Source organism: Mesorhizobium sp. ES1-1, assembly GCF_020164785.1.
Classification (GTDB): Bacteria; Pseudomonadota; Alphaproteobacteria; order Rhizobiales; family Rhizobiaceae; genus Mesorhizobium.
The window spans coordinates 15,524-35,889 of record NZ_JAIUGX010000012.1 but is presented as its reverse complement, the minus strand read 5'-3'; the positions used below and the strand labels follow the sequence as shown (position 1 = coordinate 35,889).

At 64.0% G+C, this 20,366-nt stretch carries 14 protein-coding genes; 6 read left to right on the top strand and 8 right to left on the bottom strand.

The window, feature by feature from the left end; translation table 11 throughout:
* Window positions 1-55 precede the first annotated feature (55 nt).
* Entirely contained in the window at window positions 56-877 is an 822-nt protein-coding gene (locus tag LB513_RS19990) for a tetratricopeptide repeat protein (RefSeq protein WP_224665241.1), read from the bottom strand.
* A 271-nt stretch (window positions 878-1,148) separates the two neighbouring features.
* Here LB513_RS19990 and LB513_RS19985 point away from each other — a divergent pair, with 271 nt between their 5' ends.
* From LB513_RS19985 to pdeM, 5 genes are all read left to right on the top strand, one after another.
* Window positions 1,149-2,519, top strand: a complete 1,371-nt coding sequence (locus tag LB513_RS19985) for a leucyl aminopeptidase family protein (protein WP_224665240.1) — start codon at window positions 1,149-1,151, stop codon at window positions 2,517-2,519.
* 67 nt (window positions 2,520-2,586) lie between these two features.
* Window positions 2,587-2,937, top strand: coding sequence for a MarR family winged helix-turn-helix transcriptional regulator (locus LB513_RS19980; protein WP_224665239.1), 351 nt, complete (start codon window positions 2,587-2,589; stop codon window positions 2,935-2,937).
* 26 nt (window positions 2,938-2,963) lie between these two features.
* On the top strand, window positions 2,964-3,824 hold the full coding sequence (locus LB513_RS19975; protein WP_224665238.1) for an NlpC/P60 family protein: 861 nt from the start codon (window positions 2,964-2,966) through the stop codon (window positions 3,822-3,824).
* Window positions 3,825-3,911: 87 nt separating this feature from the next.
* A complete protein-coding gene (locus tag LB513_RS19970; protein WP_224665237.1) occupies window positions 3,912-6,443 on the top strand; it encodes a ligase-associated DNA damage response DEXH box helicase in 2,532 nt (843 codons plus the stop codon).
* The gene (gene pdeM / locus LB513_RS19965; protein WP_224665236.1) at window positions 6,440-7,156 is read left to right on the top strand and encodes a ligase-associated DNA damage response endonuclease PdeM; all 717 of its coding nucleotides are present in this window, start codon (window positions 6,440-6,442) and stop codon (window positions 7,154-7,156) included. Before LB513_RS19970 ends, pdeM begins: the two co-directional genes overlap by 4 nt.
* Window positions 7,157-7,161: 5 nt before the next feature.
* Here pdeM and LB513_RS19960 read toward each other — a convergent pair whose 3' ends face one another.
* From LB513_RS19960 to LB513_RS19950, 3 genes are read right to left on the bottom strand one after another with little or no spacing between them, the layout of a single operon-like run.
* Entirely contained in the window at window positions 7,162-8,097 is a 936-nt protein-coding gene (locus LB513_RS19960) for a dimethyl sulfoxide reductase anchor subunit family protein (RefSeq protein WP_224665235.1), read from the bottom strand.
* A 5-nt stretch (window positions 8,098-8,102) separates the two neighbouring features.
* Complete coding sequence (locus LB513_RS19955; protein ID WP_224665234.1) at window positions 8,103-8,837, bottom strand: 4Fe-4S dicluster domain-containing protein; 735 nt, start codon at window positions 8,835-8,837, stop codon at window positions 8,103-8,105.
* Window positions 8,834-11,764: a molybdopterin oxidoreductase family protein gene (locus LB513_RS19950; protein ID WP_411962727.1), complete on the bottom strand. Its 2,931-nt coding sequence runs from the start codon at window positions 11,762-11,764 to the stop codon at window positions 8,834-8,836. The genes LB513_RS19955 and LB513_RS19950 overlap by 4 nt, the downstream gene beginning before the upstream one ends.
* Before the next feature lie 278 nt (window positions 11,765-12,042).
* Here LB513_RS19950 and LB513_RS19945 point away from each other — a divergent pair, with 278 nt between their 5' ends.
* Window positions 12,043-12,951 carry a LysR family transcriptional regulator gene (locus LB513_RS19945; protein ID WP_224665233.1) on the top strand — a complete coding sequence of 303 codons (909 nt, stop codon included), beginning with the start codon at window positions 12,043-12,045 and terminating at the stop codon, window positions 12,949-12,951.
* Between the two features lie 20 nt (window positions 12,952-12,971).
* Here the strand turns inward: LB513_RS19945 and LB513_RS19940 are convergent, their stop codons facing one another.
* The 4 genes from LB513_RS19940 to LB513_RS19925 form a co-directional block, all read right to left on the bottom strand.
* A complete protein-coding gene (locus LB513_RS19940) occupies window positions 12,972-14,228 on the bottom strand; it encodes an Hsp70 family protein (RefSeq protein ID WP_224665232.1) in 1,257 nt (418 codons plus the stop codon).
* A gap of 169 nt (window positions 14,229-14,397) precedes the next feature.
* A complete protein-coding gene (locus tag LB513_RS19935; protein WP_224665231.1) occupies window positions 14,398-15,189 on the bottom strand; it encodes a TIGR02186 family protein in 792 nt (263 codons plus the stop codon).
* Window positions 15,189-16,112 carry a sulfite exporter TauE/SafE family protein gene (locus tag LB513_RS19930; RefSeq protein WP_224665230.1) on the bottom strand — a complete coding sequence of 308 codons (924 nt, stop codon included), beginning with the start codon at window positions 16,110-16,112 and terminating at the stop codon, window positions 15,189-15,191. Before LB513_RS19930 ends, LB513_RS19935 begins: the two co-directional genes overlap by 1 nt.
* 192 nt (window positions 16,113-16,304) lie before the next feature.
* Window positions 16,305-20,336, bottom strand: coding sequence for a peptidoglycan-binding protein (locus LB513_RS19925; protein WP_224665229.1), 4,032 nt, complete (start codon window positions 20,334-20,336; stop codon window positions 16,305-16,307).
* Window positions 20,337-20,366 lie beyond the last annotated feature (30 nt).

Below are 20,366 nucleotides of genomic sequence, written 5' to 3'. Positions count from 1 at the left end.
CAACGAAGAAGGGCCGCGCTGTTGCCAGCACGGCCCTTCTTCGTTGACGCCAGCGTCAGTTCGTTGCGGACTTCGGCTTGTCCTGATCCTTGAGCTGGCTCCAGGCATTCTGCTGGGCGAGCATTTGGCGCAGATAGGTAACGTTGGCTTGAGCCTGTTCGGGGGAAAGTTCCTGCGAGGCGATTTTCTCGGCTTCGTCGAAACGGCCTTGCAGCCCGACCACCAGGGCCAGGTTCTGGCGCACCCGGCTGTCCGCGTTCGGTTGTTGCGCGGCCGAACGCATATAGGTTTCTGCAGTGCGCAAGTCGCCCTCCAGCACATAGGACATGCCGAGATTGGAAAGCACCGAGGGCTCATTTGGCTTGAGTTCGAGCGCCTTGCGGTAGAGCTGCCGCGCATCGTCCTTCTGGCCGAGTTGGTCGAGGATTGCCGCTTCGGCCGAGACCAATCGCCAGTCCGGATATTCCGGCGTCTGCGCGCGGCGCACGGCGTCGAGGGCGGCATCGAACTGGCCGTTGGCGGCCAAGGCCTTGCCATAGGACGCGAGCACGTCGCGGTCCTTTGGCAACGCGATCGCCAGCTTGCGCATCACGGCAAGTGACTGGTCGGCGTCGCCATCCATCTGCAGCGCGGCCGCGTAGTTTGTCGCGATCCGCTTGTCGTTGGGGTTCTTGGAGTAGGACTGGCCAAGTGTGGCGGTGGCGTTGTGCAATTCGCCCGCCGACATCGTTTCAAGCGGCTTGCCGCTGGTGCGTCCGATGGAGCCGGTGGTCATTTTGCTGGTTCCGCAACCGGCGACGCTTGCGGCGAGTGCCAGCATGAAGGCGGTGGTGACGAGCCGTTTTCCCCTGGCGTCGATCGTGCGGTTGGTCGCCATAAGTACCTAGGCCTCCATTCATGCGCGTGACCATTGCGTGGCCATCTTTCCTCCCGCAGAAATATTCTGTTAACCCTAACGGATCGTTAAAATTGTTAAGCGAGTGCGCCTGCCGAATAAGCCGGATCTAGGACATCCCGCCCGGAGTCGCCGCAAGGCCTGAGAGGTCTTGTGAATAGGTGCCATCGTGGAAGCATTGCTGTAACTAAGCGTGCCTGCCGTGCCGCAATGGCCACTGCCGCGGCGCAGTGCGCGAATTGGAGATCGCCAAATGTCCGTCGAACTCGTCAAGGAAAAATCGAACGCCGCCCTGCCAATTTACCTGGTGGCGAAAAATGGCCTTGGCACGCTGGGTCTACCGGCCGCTGCCCTGGCATGGGCGGGCGCCAACGGCTTCTCCGGCGAGACGGGCAGGACACTGATCATACCCGCGGAGAGCGGCGGGCTCGGCGGCGCGTTGTTCGGTGTTGGCGACCGCGAAGACGAGGAGGCCCTGGCCATCGGCACGCTGGCGAAATCCCTGCCGGAGGGCGAATGGTTTTTCGCCTCCGCGCCGGACGAACCTGAACTGGCGGCCATCGCCTTGGGCCTCGGCGGCTATGTTTTTTCCCGCTATGGCAAGAAGCCGGGCAAGGCCCTGCGCTTCGAATTGCCGTCCGGCGTTGACGCAAAACGCGTTGGCCGCATCATCGAGGGTGTCTGCCTGACGCGCGACCTGGTCAACACGCCGACCAACGACATGGGGCCGGACGACCTCGAACAAGCGGTGTGGCGCTTGGCCGGGCCTCATCGAGCCGAAATCTCCGTCATCACGGGCGACGAACTGCTCACACAGAACTTCCCCATGATCCACGCTGTCGGCCGTGCGTCGGCGCAGGCGCCGCGCCTGATCGACATGAGTTGGGGGCAGGAAGGCGCCCCTAAGGTGACCTTGGTCGGCAAGGGCGTCTGCTTCGACACGGGAGGCCTCGACATCAAACCGTCGTCCGGCATGCTGTTGATGAAGAAGGACATGGGCGGGGCGGCCAATGTCCTTGGCCTGGCCTCCATAATCATGGCGTCGGGGCTGAACGTGCGGTTGCGCGTGCTCATTCCCGCCGTCGAGAACTCTATTGCAGGCAACGCATTCCGCCCCGGTGACGTGCTGACAAGCCGCAAAGGGATCACTGTGGAGATCGGCAACACGGATGCTGAAGGAAGGCTGGTTCTCGCCGACGCCTTGGCTCTGGCCGACGCCGAGGAGCCGCAGCTTCTTGTTGATATGGCGACGCTGACCGGCGCCGCGCGCGTCGCCCTCGGCCCCGACCTGCCGCCATTTTACACAGGCGACGATGGGCTGGCTTCGGACCTGGCGGCGGCATCGCTGGCGGTCGGGGATCCGCTTTGGCGCATGCCGCTATGGCGGCCGTATGACGCCAAACTGTCGTCGAGGATCGCCGACATCAACAATGTCACTACCGACGGCTTCGCGGGGTCGATCACGGCGGCTTTGTTTCTCAAACGCTTTGTCGAAAGGACCGTGAGCTGGGCGCATTTCGACATCTTCGCGTGGAATCCGTTGGACCGTCCGCACGCTCCCGCCGGCGGCGAAGCGCAGGGCATCCGGGCACTGGAACGGATCATCTCGACGCGCTTCGGCTGATAACGCGCAGAATCCAGATCGCCGAGACTGAAACGGAACCGAAACAATTTGCCGTCATACTGGCGTGATGCCGATTGCTATGCGCCCAAGCCAGGCCTTGCGACTGTGGCAGCAGGTGATGCTGTCGCAGGTGCGCAATAACGAACCCGATCTGACCATGCGCCAGACGGCGATCCTGTTCACCATCTATCTCGACGCGCCGCCGCATACGGTGCGCGGGCTCGCTGCCCGCCTCAACGTCACCAAGCCGGTGATCACCCGGGCCCTCGACACGATGGGCGCGTTGAAACTGGTGTCGCGCCACCGCGATGAACTCGACAAGCGCAATGTGCTGATCCGGCGCACCGTCGAGGGCGCGCTCTTTGTCGAGCGCTTCGGCGATGGTATCATCGCCAGAGCCAGCGAACTGCCGACCTGACCCACTAGCCATTTGACGGAGCCGATTTGACCGCCAGGGATGCCCGCCTTCACGCCTTCCGCTCCGATCTTGCCGACGTTAGGCTGAAGGGCGAAATTATCGCCGACCGGTTCGTCTCCGGCAGGCCGGCGCGGATCGGCGCGTCCGTGGCCGACATGCGCAAGGCGCCGCGCCCGGATGCCGGCGTCAACACGCAACTGCTGTTCGGGGATGACGTGCTGGTGTTCGAAGTCGCCGAAGGCTGGGCCTGGGTTCAGGCAGAGCGCGATGGCTATGTCGGCTATGTCGCCGATACCGCGCTGGGCGGGCGCGATCATGAACCAACCCATATCGTTTCGGTGCCCCGGACCTTTCTCTATCCGGGGCCTGACCTGCGCTTCCCGATCGGCGGGCAATTGTCCATGGGATCGACCGTGACAGTGGTGGACTCCGCCGAAACGCGCGGCACGCACTATGCCATCCTGCAGTCCGGAGAGGCGGTCATAGCTGGTCACCTGCGGCCGCTTGCTGATTTGCCCGACGACTACGTCTCGATGGCTGAGATGTTCATTGGCACGCCCTATCTGTGGGGTGGGGTTTCCGGCTTCGGCATCGACTGTTCGGGCCTCGTGCAATTGTCGATGCGCATGGCCGGAAGGGACGTGCTGCGCGATTCCGACATGCAGGCGGCGACCCTCGGCGAGCCGCTCGATCCAGGGCCGCACCATGCCGGGCTCCGGCGAGGCGATCTGGTATTCTGGAAGGGCCATGTCGCCATCATGACCGATAGCGAGACGATGATCCACGCCAATGGCCATACCATGCTGGTATCGCGCGAAGGGTTGGAGGATGCGATCGCACGGATCGGCTATCTCTACGGCGGTCCAACGGGATTTCGCCGACCCTGATGACCCGCAACGGGGCGACCGACGTTCCGATCCCCTTTTGTTCCGATTCTCCTTGGCGATTGTCTTTCGCCGCGCTACCTCTTGCGGGTGACAGAGCAGCCGCGCCTTCCCGACCAGAATGCCACCGTGATCCTGCCCGAACCATTCCTCAGATGGTTTGGCGAGAAGGGCTGGTCGCCGCGCGCCCATCAGCTTGAGCTCCTGGCAAAGGCTCAAGGTGGACAGTCTGTGCTGCTGATCGCGCCAACCGGGGCGGGCAAGACGCTCGCCGGATTCATGCCGTCATTGACCGAACTGGCCGATCGGCCGAAACGAAAGCCGGGACAGGCGCGGCGCGGTATCCATACGCTTTACATTTCGCCGCTGAAGGCTCTGGCCGTCGACATCGAACGCAATCTGGGCAAGCCCGTCGAGGAGATCGGCCTGCCTGTCACCATCGAGACGCGAACGGGCGACACGCCGGCGCACAAGCGCCAGCGCCAGAAGCTTGTGCCGCCCGACATCCTGCTCACCACGCCCGAGCAACTGGCGCTGCTGATCGCGGCAGGCGATGCAAAACGCTTCTTCCAGGATCTGCGCTTTGTGGTGCTCGATGAACTGCATTCGCTGGTGACGTCGAAGCGCGGCCATCTTCTGGCGCTCGGCCTGGCGCGGCTGCGGACCTATGTCCCGGGCCTGCAGACGATCGGCCTGTCGGCGACTGTGGCAGAGCCCGACGAGTTGCGGCGCTGGCTGGTCGGCCAGAATCCACCGGGCGGAATGTCGGAACTGATCGTCGTGACGGGCGGTGCAAAACCCGAAATCTCCATTCTCGATTCCGAAGAGCGCGTGCCGTGGGCAGGACATTCGGCGCGCTACGCCACGCCGGAAATCTACCGCGAGATCAAGCGCCACAAGACCACCCTGCTGTTCGTCAACACCCGCAGCCAGGCGGAATTGCTGTTCCAGGAGCTATGGCGTGTCAACGAGGACACCTTGCCGATCGCTCTCCATCACGGCTCCCTGGACGTTGCCCAGCGCCGGCGGGTGGAGAAGGCGATGGGGGAAAACGCGCTGCGCGCCATCGTCGCCACTTCGACGCTCGACCTCGGCATCGACTGGGGCGACGTCGACCTCGTCGTGCATGTCGGCGCGCCGAAGGGCGCCAGTCGGCTTGCGCAGCGCATCGGCCGCGCCAACCACCGAATGGACGAGCCATCCAAGGCAATTCTGATCCCCGCCAACCGTTTCGAGGTCTTGGAATGCAGGGCGGCGCTGGACGCCAATTATCTTGGCGCGCAGGACACGCCGCCCCTGGTCGATGGCGGGCTCGACGTGCTGGCTCAGCATGTGCTGGGCTGCGCTTGCGGTGCACCGTTTCGAGCCGATGATTTGTTCGAAGAGGTACGCACGGCGGCGCCTTACGCAAGTCTCGACCGGACGACTTTCGACCGCGTCATCGATTTCGTAGCGACCGGTGGCTATGCGCTGAAGAACTATGAACGTTACGCCCGCATCCGCCTGAACAAGGATGGATTGTGGCGCGTCTCCAATCCGCGTGTCGCCCAGCAATACAGGTTGAATGTCGGCACCATCATCGAGGTGCCTGCACTCAACGTGCGCTACGTGCAGGCGGGCAGCAGGGGCGCCGCTTCACGCGGAGGCCGCCCCCTGGGCAAGATCGAAGAGGCTTTCCTCGAGACGCTGACGTATGGCGACACGTTCATGTTCGCCGGCAAGGTGCTGCGTTTCGAAGGCATCCGCGAAAATGAATGCTTCGTCTCCAATGCGCCGGGAAGCGAGGCCAAGGTGCCCTATTATGGCGGCGGCAAATTTCCGTTGTCGACCTACCTCGCCGAACAGGTCCGCATCATGCTCGACGATCAGCGGCGATGGAACCAACTGCCGGAACAGGTGGCGGACTGGCTGCGGTTCCAAGCCGACAAGTCGGTCCTGCCCAAGCGCGGTGATCTGCTGATCGAGACCTTTCCGCGCGGCAATCGCCACTATCTGGTGGCCTATCCCTTCGAGGGCAGGGCGGCGCACCAGACGTTGGGCATGTTGCTGACCCGCCGGCTCGACAGGACGGGCGCAAAGCCGCTCGGCTTTGTCGCCACCGACTATGCGCTGGCCATCTGGTCGCTTGCCGACATGGGGGCGATGTTCAAGGCAAGGAAACCGTCGCTGGGTTCGCTGTTTGACCAAGACATGCTCGGCGACGATCTCGAAGCCTGGCTGGCCGACAGTTGGCTACTCAAGCGCACGTTCCGCAACTGCGCGCTGATATCGGGGCTGATCGAGAAACGGCATCCCGGCCAGGAGAAGAGCGGCCGGCAGGTGACGGTCTCGACTGACCTCGTCTACGACGTCCTGCGCAGCCACGAACCCGACCACATCCTGCTGCAGGCGACGCGCGCCGATGCGGCGACCGGCCTGCTCGATGTCAGTAGACTTGCCGACATGCTCTCGCGCATCCAGGGTCGAATCATGCATAAGCACCTCGAACAGATTTCGCCCCTAGCCGTGCCGATCATGCTCGAGATCGGCAAGATGCCGGTGAATGGCGAAGCCGACGAAACGCTGTTGATGGATGCGGCCACTCTGGTCGAGGAAGCCATGGGTCCGGGAATCGAGGAATGAGTTTTTCGCTGGCGCGCGCATCGCGGATCGCCGAGGCCGATGCGATCGGCATCGCGGGCGAGCGCGCGGTTTGCGATCCGCGCGGGGTCCTTTATTTTCCAGGGCTGCGGCTGCTGGCCGTTTCCGATCTGCATTTGGAGAAAGGCTCGTCGCTGGCAAGGCGCGGATCGCTGATCCCCCCTTACGATACGGGTGCGACCCTCATCCGATTGCAGGAGGTGATCGCTGATTACCAGCCGGCGATCGTCATCAGTCTCGGCGACAGTTTTCACGACGGCGGCGGCGCCGGGCGCATGCACGCAAGTTTCCGCGAAAGGCTGGAAGCGTTGATGGCCGGTCGCGACTGGTTCTGGGTCGCCGGCAACCACGATCCGGAAGCGCCGGCCGGCCTGCCGGGCGAGACGGTGCGCGAGCTGGCCATTGGCTCGCTGGTGTTCCGGCACGAGCCGTCCAAGGTGCGCGTCGAGGGGGAAATTTCGGGCCACCTGCACCCCTGTGCCCGCATCGTGCAGCAAGGCCGCTCGGTGCGGCGGCGCTGCTTCGCCGGCGATGGCGGCCGCATGATCATGCCTGCCTTCGGAGCCTATACCGGCTCGCTCAACGTGCTCGATCGCGCCTATGCCGGATTGTTTCGGCTGGAATCGCTGATGGCATATATGATGGGCACCCAGCGCGTGTTCGCGATCTCGGGTTCGATGCTGCGACCCGGCTGAAATACCTATCTGCCGTAATAAAGCATGACGGTGTGCTTCGCTACGGCGAAGAACAGCCAGCGCTCGACCAACATGCCGGCGAACTGGGCGACGGCGGCGAGCGCTGACAGCACGGCTGCGAACGGCCAAGGCAACGCGAAAGCCGCGATCAGCAACAAGACCGGCAGGCCGAAGGCCAGCAATTGCGTGATCTGGCGCAGCCGCACTCTGTGCTTGCGCGCGATGCGGAAGCCCATTTCCTTGAGCAGGTAGTTTTCTTCGGTGTGGGGCCATTCGAGGGTCCGCACGGTGCCGCCGGCAAGTCCGGTCGCGCTGTTGGCCGTGGCAGGCATTTCGAGATGGTCATTGTGGCGCCAGGTGGCGAGCTTCCAGCCCCAGCCGAGCCCCGTGACCAGCACGGCCGCCGCCACGAGCAACTTGGAGCCAAGCGCAAAACCTTGCAGCAACGCGTTCAACAGCACGCTGCCGGTCATTGCCGAAAAGATGAGGTAGCCGGGCAGGGTGTAGCGGCTGTGCCACTGCGCGATCGGTTTCAGCGAGGCATAGATCATGCCGGTGGTGCAGACGGTGATCACCGCGCCGACAGCTGCCAGAAAACCGGTCACGGCGATCCAGCCGTCCATGCGGCCGAACAACACCCAGCCGATGCCGAAGAGCCCGGCGGGGATGAAAGTGATGACCGACGACACTCCTTCGCGCGACAACCACGAACTGCGCCATTGCGAGAATGCCCGCCAGGCGCGTTCCGGCCGGCCGAGGTGACCGGTCGAGGACAGCAGTCCGGCCGCGATTAGCCCGAGAGCCAGCCCCAGGCCGATTAATCCCAGCCAGAAGTCTGGTGGGATGACCTGGAACCCGCCCAGTAAACCGAGCAGCGCCAGCAGGCCGTAGCCGGCGCCGGTGGCGGTGGTGAAGAAGACGACGGAGAAGGCAGGATGCATGGATGTCAGTTCGAGAGCATGCGGTCGACCCAACCGAGGAAGCCGCCCTCGGCCCGCACCGGCTCCAGTGCCGTCGCGGGCACCGACGCGGCGCGCTGCGTGTGGGCGCGAGGCGGCAGATATTTGTTGGTCGGGCGATAGCCAAGCTCCGGCATCAGATCGACGCCGCCACGCTCCGCCACCAGTTGCGAGACTGCGGACAGTGGGTCACCTAGATCGCCGAAATGCCGCGCGCTGGTCGGGCAGGCGGCGACGCAGGCCGGCACACGGTCTTCCTCGGCCAGATTGTCATTGTAGATGCGGTCCACGCAGAGCGTGCACTTCTTCATCACACCGACATCGGTGTCGAATTCGCGCGCCCCATAGGGGCAGGCCCAGCTGCACAATTTGCAGCCGATGCACTTGTCCTCGTCGATCAGCACGATGCCGTCCGAGGCGCGCTTGTAGGAGGCGCCGGTCGGGCAGACGGTGACGCAGGCCGGCGTTTCGCAGTGCAGGCACGAGCGCGGGAAATTTACCGTGCGCCCCCCCATTTCGGTAATGTGCTCGTAAGAGTGCACACGGTTGAACCAGACGCCATCGACATGGCCGCCATACGGATCGATGTCGGTCAGCGGCGCCATGTGGCCGCCGGTATTCCATTCCTTGCAGGCGGTGACGCAGGCCTGGCAGCCGACGCAGGTGTCGAGGTCGATGACCAGGCCGAGCTTCTTGTTTGTGTGGGCGGGGAGGCAGGTCATTCGGCGGCTTCCCGGTTCGAGCCGAATTCCGCGCCGAAGCGAAGGATTTCGGGCGCGGGTTGGTGTTGCGGCGGTTCATGGAAGCGCTCGAATTGCGGCTCCGTGAAACCGGCTTCTTCGGCCGCGCATTTAACGATGCGCACTCGCAGGTCGAACCATGCCGCCTGGCCAGTCACAGGATCGGAGTTCGAATAGCGCCTACCGTGCGTGTCCGCCTTGGTCTGGTCGCCGATGATATGGTTGAGCAGGAAGCCGCGGTTGCTCTCGGCTGCGTCATCCTTCAGTCCCCAGCTGCCGCGCCTCTTGCCGATCGCATTCCAGGTCCACACCGTGCTTTCGTTCACCCCGTCGACGAGCTTGATCTGCCCCTTCACCCTGCCGTTGATGCTCTCGATCCAAACCCAGTCGTCATCGGCGAGGCCGAGACGGGCGCCGGTTCGATGATGCACGAACAGCCGGTTCTGGCTGGTGATCTGCCGCAGCCACGCGTTCTGCGAACCCCAGGAATGGTACATGTGCATCGGCCGTTGTGTCAGCGCGTGCAGCGGATATTTTTCAAGGTCTACGGCCGCTTCCTCGAACGGCACGTACCAGAACGGCAGCGGATCCATGTAAGTTTCGATGCGCTGGCGCTCGCTGTTCGGCGGCACCACGCTGCCATGGCCGCGAGCGGCCAGCCGGAAGCGCTGCAAGGGCTCGGAATAGAGCTGGAAGACGATCGGCTCCGCCTTCGGGATGAAGCCCATCTGCACCGCAAGGTCGAGATAGGAGCGGTTGGCCATCTTGTAGTAGCGTTGGTCAGGGGCGAAGTCGTGATGCCAGAAGCCGCCATTGTCGATATAGCGCTGCAACTGGTCCGGATTGGGCTCTCCCTTGCCGATCGAGGCACCGTCCTTGCCGCGCCAGCCGGCGAGGGGGCCGATGCCGGGCGTGCGCTCATGGTTGACGATGTAATCGGCGTAATCGGCATATTTAGCCGAGCCGTCCTCATTGGCGAAGCCGGGCAGGCCGAGGCGCGCGCCAAGCTCGATCAGCACAGACTGGAACGGCCGCACATCGCGATCTGGTTTGACGACGGGGTGGCGAATGGCGTCGCCTGGACCGTCCGCATGGCTTATCGGCCGGTCGAGCAGGCTGATGCAGTCATGGCGCTCGAGATAAGTGGTGTCCGGCAGCACGAGATCGGCGAACGGCACGGTCTCGGAATAATAGGCGTCCGAATAGATGATGAACGGGATCTTGTAGTTGCCGGCCTCGTCCCGGTCGGTCAGCATCGCGATCGTCTCGACGGTATTCATCGAGGAATTCCATGCCATGTTCGACATGTACATCATCAGCGTATCGATGGGATAAGGATCGGCGGCCCAGGCATTGCGGATAACGGTGTGCATCAGGCCGTGCGCCGCCAGCGGCGCGTCCCAGGAATAGGCCTTGTCGATGCGAAGCGCCGTACCGGCTTCGTCGACGAGCAGATCGTCCGGCCCGCAAACGAAGCCGAGCGGCATGCCGCCCAGCGGCGTCATCGGCTTGACGCTCTTGCCGGCGGGCTTGGGCCCCGGCGGCGCCGACCGGGGATAGGGCGGCTTGAAACGAAAGCCGCCGGGAACATCCACGGTGCCGAGCAGCACCTGGAGCAGATGAATGGCGCGGCAGGTGTGAAAGCCGTTCGAATGAGCGGAGATGCCGCGCATGGCATGCATTGAAACCGGCCGGCCCTTGATCGTCTCGTGCCGACGCCCGGCCCAGTCGGTCCACGGCACCGGCAACTCGATCGTCTGTTCGAAGGCGACATGGGCGAGTTCGGCGGCGATCCGGCGGATCGTATCGGCGCTGATGCCGCAACGCTCCGCCACCGCATCTGGCGCATAGCTGGCATCGAGGTAGCGGTCGGCGATCAGCTGGAACACCGGCGTACAGCCACGGCCATCAATCTCGAAGCTCCCCGTCAGCGCCGGTTTTGCTTCCGGGTTCGCTGCGTCTACGGAGGTCTTCAGTACCCTGTCCCATGCCAGTGGGTTGCCGTCGGCGTCGCGCACGAACAGCCCGTCATCGGCGGCTCCAGGCTCCTGCAGGACGAGGAGATGGGCGTTGGTATAGCGCAGCAAATAGTCGAGATCGACGCGGCCGGCCTTCAGCAACTCGTGGATGAGCGCGAAGACGAACAGGCCATCGGTACCTGGGCGGATCCCGATCCAGTCATCGGCAATTGCATTATAGCCTGTCCGGCACGGATTGACCGACACCACCTTGGCGCCGCGCGCCTTGAGCTTACCCAAACCGATCTTGATCGGATTGGAATCGTGGTCTTCGGCAACGCCGAACAGCATAAAGTACCTTGTGTTTTCCCAGTCGGGCTCGCCGAATTCCCAGAACGAGCCGCCGATCGAGTAGAGCCCGCCCGCCGCCATGTTGACCGAGCAGAAGCCGCCATGGGCGGCGAAGTTAGGCGTGCCGAACTGGTTGGCCCACCAGCCGGTTAGCGACTGCGATTGGTCCCGACCGGTGAAGAAGGCGAGCTTTTTGGGCTCCGTCCTGCGGATGCCGGAAAGCCGATCCGTTGCGATGGAGAGCGCTTCCTCCCACTCGATCTCGCGGAATTCGCCGGAGCCGCGCGGGCCGGTTCGCAAAAGAGGCTTCTTCAGCCGGGCCGGGCTGTAGTGCTGCATGATGCCCGAACTGCCCTTGCCGCATATTACGCCGCGATTGACCGGGTGGTCCTTGTTGCCGTTGATGTAGCGGACCTTGCCATCCTTGATGTGCACGTCGATGCCGCAACGGCAGGCGCACATGTAGCAGGTGGTCTTGGCGATGCTGTCGGAAATGCTGGGCGAGGTGTTGACGCCGTCGCCCTCATCAGGCGCGGTTGTGTCGGCAAGCGGACGTTGCGACGGTGCCGAATTCGCGCCGCGCGGCGATCCCTTCATCATGATCCCGAGCTGTCGGCGCAACCTGCGGATCGGGCTCGCGTCCTTGGCCCCGGCCCGCGCATGTAATGCGCTTCCGGGTGATAGCGATCACCGGGAAAAAACCGCTGGATGCCGCCAATCCAACGGGCCAACAGGGATCTCAACCGCCTGATCATCTAGTTCGCTGCACCACGATCGCGAGTTTTTTCCAACTTCACCTAAAAACGTAGAATAAACCTATCGATCTGTCTAATCAGTTGTTCTTGTAAATTCGATCCATATTGGTTCTTAATGGGCGTATGACGCTGGACCAGTTGCGCATCTTCGTCGCCGTCGCCGAGCGCGGCCACATGACCAAGGCGGCCGCGTTGCTGGGCATCTCCCAGTCGGCGGCGTCGGCTGCCATCCGCGCGCTTGAGGAACAGCACGGCGTCCATCTGTTCAACCGCGTTGGCCGCAACATCGAACTTGCCCAGACGGGTCACCGGTTCCTGCCCGAGGCGAAGGCCGTGCTCGAGCGTGCCGCCGCCGCGCGCAACGTGCTTGAACATGTTTCGCAGACGGTCACCGGTAGCCTATCGATTGCCGCCAGCCAGACCATCGCAAGCTATTGGTTGCCGCGCCGGCTGGCATCCTTTCACGAAGCCTATCCCGCTGTCAGGCTGAGCGTCAGTATCGGCAACACCAGGCAGGTCGAGGCCAATGTGCTCGATGGCGCGGCGGATCTCGGCCTGGTCGAGGGACGCACCGAGTCCGACATATTGCGGCGCGCCAAGGTTGACACCGACGCGCTGATGCTGGTCGTCGCCAACTCCCATCCCGCTATCGCCGAAGTCGCGACCGGCCGGCCTGATATAAAGAACTTGCGCTGGATCATCCGCGAGGGCGGGTCTGGCACGCGTGAGGTGCTGGAAGACCTGGCGCGCCGGGATGGCATTTCTCTCGCCGACCTGCAGATCTTCCTGGTCCTGCCAAGCAATGAGGCCATTCGCCAGGCTGTCGAAGCGGGCGCCGGCGCAACCATCATCTCGCAACTCGTCGTGGCGCGGGCCGTCGCCGAAGGCAGCCTCCGGACGGTGCCGCTCGACTTGCCCAAACGCGACTTCGCCATGATCACCCACCGTGATCGGCAGGCAAGCCTCGCCCAGATGGCACTGAAGGCGCATCTGATCGCGGGGGTCGAAGGCTCCGCCTCAAGGGAGCAATAATCGGTGGAGGTCGCGCGGCGTCAGCCGAACTTGCGCTCGGCGTCCAACGCCAGGCCGAGCCCGACCGAGCCGAACATGTCGCCCTCGATGACGGATGCGCGCGGTACCATCGACAGGATTTCGCGCCTCGCCAAAGGGATCGCCGTCGAGCCGCCGGTCAGGAACACTGCGGTAATGTCGGAAGGTTTCACCTGTGCGTTTCGGATGGTTTCTCCCACCGTTGCCGTGATCCGCTCAATGTCCTTGGCAATCGTGGCTTCCAGCCCGGCGCGCGTGATTTCGGCCGAGAAGTCCGCGCCCGGCAGCTTCACCGCTACTTCAGCGGATGCTTGGCCGGTCAGTTCGATCTTTGCTTTCTCGACCAATGCGGCAAGGGCGTGCCCGTAGCGATGTTCGACGATGCGGATGAAGCGGTCGACAAGGTCGGGGAGCTGGGCCTCGTAACGGATCTGTCGAAGGTGCGTCATCGCCTTGGCGGTGTAGACCAGGTTGATACGCTGCCATGTCGCAAGATCGATGAAGTAGCTTGCCGGGAGATTGCGCTTGCCGTCCTTGGTCGGGGAGAGATAGCCGAGTTGCGGCATTACATGGGCGATGCTCAGCAGCCGGTCGAAATCCGTGCCGCCAATATGAATGCCACGGCTGGCCAGGATGTCGTCCTTGCGGTCCGGCGATCGGGCGCGCTGGGGCGAGACGCGCACCACCGAAAAGTCGGATGTGCCGCCACCCATGTCGATGATCAGCGCCAGTTCCTCCCGGGTCACCTTGCGCTCGTAGTCGAGCGCCGCGGCGATCGGCTCGAACTGGAAGGCGATATGCTTGAAGCCTTGCGCGAGTGCCGCGCTTTCGAGCTCGTCTTGCGCCTTCGCGTCGGCCTCCGCATCGTCGTCGACAAATTGCACCGGCCGGCCGAGAACCACGGTCTCAACCGTTCCGCCTGCATCGGCTTCCAACCTCTTCCTGAGATGGCCGAGGAACATGCCGACGATCTCCATGAAACCGATCGATCGCGACTTGATGCGCGTTTTCTCATGGGCCAGCGAACTGCCGAGCACGCTCTTGAGCGAGCGCATCAGCCGGCCCTCGACGCTGTCGGTGTAATTGGCGATAGCGTCGCGGCCGAAACAGGTTCGGTTGTCCTCGAAATTGAAGAACACGGCGCTTGGCAGCGTGACCTGGCCATCCTCGAGAGGGACCAGCCGCGGCTGGCCGTCGCGGACCACGCCGACGGTGGAATTCGAAGTGCCGAAATCGATGCCGCCGAATGCTGGTCGCATCATCATTTCCTGTCATGCCATGGGCAGCGGATCGGCGTCTTCGCACGCACGCCGTGGTCCGGGATGACCGGATCGTCCTGCCAAACTGAGTTATCGCGCGCGTGGGCCGCGTCCGGAGGCGGCGGTCTAACGCATGCCCTGGGAAAGGAAAACCCCTGTGGCGATGGAACTAGTCTTTTCGGAAGACCAACCGTCCAAGCCAGCCCGTCAGCATCGCCAGCGAGATGGCGAAGATGCCGTAGAGGAAGGAATAATTGTGGGCGACGCGAAAGATGGACTGTTCGAAACCGGATTTGCGGATTTCGAGTTGGGCCGAGCTTTCCTTGATGAAGAGGCCGCTCTTGAACAGGAAGGCTCGTGCCTTGTGTGTGCCCACCGGAACATTCGGCGCCAACCTGACCGTTGCGCGGAACAGATTCTGCGACAGGAACTGCACGCCGCCGACATTCTCACTGTAAAGGCCGGTCGCTGCTTTCCGCTCGCGCAGCGCCGCCGTGAATTCCTCGATAGTCGCCGGGCTGTCGCCAGCATCGGCGGGCTGCATGTAGAGATTGGAAGCGCCGAGCGACAACTGCCTGTAGCTGTTCGGGTCCGTGATGTCCTGCAGCGGCCGCGTCGTCGCCACCGAATAGGACATCGGCACGTTCTCGAAGGCTTCGGAATCCAGATTGATCCAAACGCCCAGCACCCTGTCCTTACGGCGCACCACAACCGGTCGCGGCGGTCCCTCCAGCACGACGATCACGTCATAGCGACCTTGGCGTGCAACCAGCGGGTCGGGGTTTTCCAATGAACCGAAGATGGTCAGGTCCGCGCCGGAAAAGCCGGCCGTGATCGACACATTGTCGGTCGAGAGCCCGATCTGTATGCCCTCGGTCAGGGGAACCTGTGCCCTGGACGGCACGGCGGCCGCAAGCAGGCACAGCATGATGAGGGTCGAGAGTGCCTTTGGGCAGCCCATCAGTTGAGGCCCGCGCCGGACAGCGAATAGAGATTGGGCGGAGTGACAAACAGATCGATGGCCAGTCGGATCGCCACCGCCAGAACCAGCAGCGCCAGCAATGCCCTCAGCTGCTCGCCGCGAAGCCTCTGGCCCGCCTTGGCGCCATATTGCGCGCCGGCAACGCCACCCGCCATGAGCAGGAAAGCCAGTACCACATCGACGGTCTGGTTGGTGGTCGCGTGGACCAGCGTCGTGTAGGCCGAAGTGAAGATGATCTGGAACAGCGAGGTTCCGATGACGACGTTGGTCGGCACCTTGAGGAGATAGATGAGCGCCGGCACCATGATGAAACCGCCGCCGACGCCCATGATCGACGACAGGAAGCCGATGCCGGCGCCCAGCCCAAGCACCGGGATGACGCTGACAAACAGTTTCGAGGCCCTGAACCGCATCTTCAGCGGCAAGCGGTGGATCCAGTTGTGCTGGCCGGATCTCTTCAACACCGGCGCCGCACCGCCGCGCGTGGCGCGCAGCGCATTGACGCTTTCCACCAGCATCAACCCGCCGACCGTGCCGAGCAGCACGACGTAGAGCAGCGAGATGAACAGGTCGAGCTGGCCGAGCCGGCGCAGGAAGGCGAAGACATAGATGCCGCCCGTGGAACCGACGATGCCGCCGGCCAGAAGCACGCCGCCCAGTTTGAAATCGAGCGTGCCTCGTTTCATGTGCGAAAGGACGCCGGAAACGGAAGAGGCGATGACCTGATTGGCGCCGGTGGCGACCGCGATCGCCGGGGGGATGTTGTAGAAGATCAGCAGCGGTGTGATGAGGAAGCCACCGCCCACGCCGAACATGCCCGACAGGAAACCCACCGCCGCGCCCATGGCCAGCAGCACGAAGACATTGACGGAAATTTCCGCGATCGGGAGATAGATGCCCACCCGTCTGTCTCGATCAGTTCCGCCTGTCGGTGAATGCAACCGTTGCGGGCATCTTGCCCCGGCAGGCACATTTGGTCTTGCGCCGGAGGTGCTGCAAAGTCAAACCAGGCCGCGCCGCCGAAACAAAAAACATCTCAATCAGTTAACAGGCAAATGTGTGGCAGGGACGTCGTGGAAGCGACGCCTCTGCTGCTATTTGCGCGCCAGCAGGGCCTTGACCAGCTTCTCGTCTATCTCGCCGGTCGCCGGCATCTTGTTGTCGCCCTGGAACGCCTTGATCGCCGTCTTGGTCTTCTGGCCGATCTTGCCGTCGGCGCCTCCCGCATCGTAGCCATTCTTGTTGAGGATGCGCTGGATATTCTGGATGGCCTTGGTCATGTCGACGCTGGCTGTCGTCTGCGGCTTGTCAGTCTGCCAGGATTCGGGGATATCGGCTGAATTGGCCGCCGCATCCAGCGGCTTGGCCTTCCACAATTCGGCCGCGGCGCGGGCGCGTTCGAGCTGCTCGGGCCTCAGCGCATTGGCGATCTCGTCGCGCTTGGCGGCCGCGTCCTTGTCGCCGGTCTTGGCGACGAGGGCGAACCATTTGTAGGATTCCTCGAGGTTCTGCTTCATCCCGACGCCCTTGGCGGCGAGGATGCCGAGGTTGAACTGGCTGTCCTTGACGCCGAGATCGGCCGCCGCCTGAAACCAGTGCGCGGCCGATTCATTGTCGGTCACGCCATCTGCCGCCATGGCGAACAGAACGGCCAGGTTGTGCATGGCGCTGGCGTTGCCCTGTTCGGCCGCAAGCTGGTACCAGGTCTTCGACTTCTTGATTTCGCGCGCGACGCCGATACCCTTCTCGTAGAAATTGCCGATCCGGTACTCCGCCGGCGCAAAGCCGAGCTCTGCCGCCTTGGTATAAAACTTCGCGGCCGCCACCATGTCTTCCTTGACGCCGCGTGACTCCGCGTAGCGCGAGCCGATCTCGAACAGCGCCTTGGCGTCGCCATTGGCGGCGGCGTCGCGCAGCGCGGCGGGGCCGACATCGTCCGGAATGTCGATCTTCGCCGAGGTCGCCACCACGGCGTCATCCGCGGGTGGAACCGAGCCGGTGGTGTCCTTGGAGGTGTTCGGCGCAGTCGCCGTCGGCTGGGTGTCGGCGTCCGTTGCTGGCGTGGCGGGGGCCATCGGGGCAGCCATGACCGGCGCAGCCGAGGCTGTGAAAGCGGCCGGGGCGGAGCCCTGATCGGCGGGCGCGGCGGCGGGCGCCGGAGCCTGTTCGGCATTCGCCGACGGCTCGAGGCCTGGCGCGATTGTGGATTGGGTCGCTATCTCGTCGGTGGTTACCGGCTCGGACGGCTCGGCCTGCCTGACGGGGCTGGCCGGCGCGCTCTCCATTGCCGGAGGCTGTGCGTCCTCTTTCGATGGGCCTGCAGTGTCAAGCGATGCCGATTTCTCCGGCTGCGGGGCCACGAGAGGGGCATCGTCTGTGCTCGCCACCTGCACGGGATCGGCGAAGAAGGCCTTGCCCAGTTGCAAGCCCGCGAGCGCCAGCAGGATCGCGGTCGAGGCCATCAGGATCGGCTTGCGTCGCGCCTTGAGCAGATCGCCGATCCGTAGCGCGCGCACAGGGCCGCCCAAGGTCGACTGGCGCTTCAGCGCTTCGGCCTCGGCGGCCGCGGCTTGCGCCGCACGCCGTGCAGCGGCGATGAAATCCGATTTCGAAGCGTCGGTGTCGCCGGTCTTGGCCGGTTGCCCGCGCTCGTCGCGAACGCGCTTCATGATCGCATTGAGGTCAGGTGCGCCGGAGCCGGGTTCGAGCGGCCTGTTCGCGATCTTCGGATCCAGCGGTTCGTCGAGGGCAACGCTGGGTATGGACGCGATCGGCGCCGATCCAGGCAGCTTCGGCGTCTCGGCAGCCTTCTTGCCCTTGAGTGCGCGAGCCAGGCCGCTGAACATCGATCCGCGGCGCTCCTCCGGTTTGCGGCTGTCGGTGATCGTGTCGGATCCGAGCGCGGCCATCGCCGCCGCCGCCGCTGCCTCGGCCGGCGTGCGCGTATTTGGACCGCCCAACGTGCCCTGGCCGCCGAGCGTGCCCTGGCCGCCTATCGTGCCCTGGTCGCCTATCGTGCCCTGGCCCCCCGGCGCGCCCGGTTCGTCGCGCATGATGGCGGCCGCACGGCTGTCGAGATCGGCCATGTCTCCGGTCATCGGCATTGGCTCGTCGATGTCCATCGACGGCGCATTCACGGTCATCTTCGGCCGACGCACGCCGCGCCAGCTGCCCGGTTCGACCGGCGCCGCCGCCAAAAGCTCGCTGACCGCATCATTGGAGTCGTCCGGTTCCAACGAACCCAGCCGGTCGACGATCTTGAGCAGCGTGTCGTGAATGGCCTCGAATGTTCTCGAATTGCGCTCGTCGGAACGGCGCGTCAGTGTTTCCAGCGTCTTCAGATCCTGGGCGAGGCCGGAAACGGCGCTCATATTGGCGCTCGACCCGGCGAGCGAACGCACTGCGTTCTCGGCCGCTTCGCGAGCCGCCCCGAGGATGGAATCCCGGGTTCCGGCCAGCGACTTCTCGATCTCGTCGAGGCGCGGGCTGATGTCCTCGAATTCCGGCAAAGGCGTGCTGGGCTTCGACAGATGCGCCGACAGGCCGGCGACCTGCGCCTCCAGGCTGCGGATCAGCGCCGGATCGATGCCCGCCACCTGTGCGGCCGAAGCATCGAGCCGGGTCGAGATGTCATCGAGCCGGCTTTCAAGGCCACGGATGGCCGCTTCGCCCGCGGGATCGGGCACACGTGTTTCGATGCGCTTGGCCAAGGCGGAAAAGCGCGCGTCGATGGCGTCCATCAGGCCCGCGCTGTCGACCTGGGGCATGCGCTGGTCCAACCTGTCGGCAACCTCGTCCAGCCGGCGCTCAAGATCGCGGAACAGCATGTTGCCCTGTTCGAGAGCGTCACCCTGCCGGCGTTCCATCATGCCGGACAGCACGTCGAAGCGCTGCTCCAGCCCCTGGAAGATATAGTCTGCGTCGGGCAAAGCGGGTGCCTGGTCGATCTTGTCAGCAATCATCGCGATCTGCCTGCTGAGACGCTCGATTGCCTGTTGCGGTACATCGGCACGGCCGGCAAGCTCATCGACCCGGCCTGACAACATGCTCAGCCGGTCGACGACCTGATTGATCGGCCTGTCATCCGCCACTTCCTCGATCTGCTGGGCAAGCGAATCGATGCGCTTTTCGATGCGTTCGAAAGCCTCGTTGTCGAACGCATTCGCCTGCACCGCGACGGTCGACGCGACGATGGCGCGGGAGATTTCGTCCAGTCGCTCATCGATCATGCCAAGCGTATCGCTACCGCGGTTGGCCTGCTGGCCGGCGAAGTGATCGACGGCGCTGGCAAGCGTGCGGACCTTGTCTTCCAGCGAGCGCAGCGACAGGGATTCCGGCAGATTGTTGACGGCGTTGCTGATCTGCTCCAGCCGGTCGGTAAGCATGGAGAGGCCGGGGTCATCCGAGCGCTTGCGCTGGTCGGCGTCGACGCGATCCTCGAAGGCCGCCCAGCGGCGGTCGAAGTCGTCCCAGCGACGGTCGACCTTCTGCACGCTCTCCTCGCGGGCCAGCGTGTCGAGCGCGGCTTTGACCTGCTCGAGCTCGAGGCGCAGCATGTTGACACTTCGGTCGTCGCTCTTTTCGGCCAGAGTGTGGATGGCGCCGGAAAGCCGCTCGAATTCAAGGGCGAGCTCGGCGCTGCCCTTGCCCTGCGCACCGGGCGTCGCATTCGCCCTCAACGCACGTTCGATATCCTTGCGCAGCGTTTCAAACTCCCGCTGCAGCCCCGCGGTCATCTGGTGGCGCAGCTCCTCGCGCATGCCGCGCAACTCTCCGGCGATCTTGCCCACCATGGCAACGCCGTCTTCCTGACCGCGCACGCGATCGATGTCGCGGGCGAGCGCCTGGTAATTCTGTTCGAAAGCAGCCGCCGGCCGCATCGGGTTGTTCGGGCGAGACTCGGTTTGCGGATCTTCGTACCAGCGCTGCTGTGCGGACGGGCCGGCGGCGGGATGCGCGTCGGCGCCCTGGCGGCGGGCGTCGGGACGTCCCATCGTGTCTTCGCGCGTGCGCTCCAGGCGCTGTTCCAGGGTTTCCAGCGAGCGGTTCAACTGCTCGAGCGTGGTCTGCGGCCTGCGCTGCCTGCCGGCGTTTAGAGTATCGAGATAGGAGCGCTTGCTGTTCATCGGTGCGTCCGTCTTTCAGAATGGCTGGCT